Here is an 855-nt window from a genome sequence, read left to right on the forward strand (position 1 = left end):
CGACGGCTCCCACACACCCCGCCGCGCACTGTGCCCGTAGATCCACAGCACCTCCGCCGACGTCGCCGGCCGCACCCGCAGCCCGCCCGGCCACGCCGCCGCCAACCGCTGCGCCTGCGCCAACCGCTGCCGCTCCTCCGCCGCCGACACCGGCGCCGGCAGCAACCCCAACCACGTCTCCACCTCCGACCGCGCCGCCGCCACCGCCGCACGCACCGCCTGCAGCCGACTCGCCGGCAACGGCACCGCCAACCAATCCGTACGCCCCGACAACTCCATCTGCTCAAGCCGATCCAGCACCTCATCGACCATCGCCACATACCTCGGGGAGGCCTCCAGATCCACGCCCTCGAGCATCTGCTCGCCGACCGTTGCCGGATCGACCTGCGGGCACAACGACATCAACATCGCCTCCCCCTCCAGGTGCTTCACCAGCCCCGACACCGCGTGCAGATGCCGTACCCGGGCCGCCTGCGACACCTGTGCCTGGCCGCTGCCCAGCACCCGCCACAGCGCCCACACGGTCCCGTGCGTCGACCACGCCACGTTCCCGGCAACGTGCCGGATCGGAACTCGCATCTCCCTCTACCTCCGCTTCCCGCTCGCCCCGCCGGCCCGCGCAGCCAGCAGCGCCTGCGCACCCGACAGCACCGGCCGCGCACCCTCACCCGCAGCAGCCACCGCCTTGTCGGTCTGCTGTGCTTCCACCGCCTGCTCGACCACGCCCACCGGCTTCTCCGCCGCACCGGGCGCCTCTGCCGCCGCCCCCCGCTCGGCCGCTCCTACCGTGCACAAGCCCGCCACCATGCGGGGCCGGCCAGCGCCCTCCACCACCGGCCGCCCCCGCATCCGCCC

2 pseudogenes are annotated in these 855 nt (G+C 74.2%); both read right to left on the reverse strand.

Annotation, left to right across the window (positions count from 1 at the left end):
- Positions 1–579, reverse strand: a pseudogene (locus FNX44_RS27300) (ATP-binding protein); the annotation flags it as partial.
- Positions 580–585: 6 nt separating this feature from the next.
- Positions 586–855, reverse strand: a pseudogene (locus tag FNX44_RS27305) (hypothetical protein); the annotation flags it as partial.

The sequence above is a fragment of the Streptomyces alkaliterrae genome, from assembly GCF_007097205.2.
In the GTDB taxonomy this organism is placed as follows: Bacteria; Actinomycetota; Actinomycetes; order Streptomycetales; family Streptomycetaceae; genus Streptomyces; species Streptomyces alkaliterrae.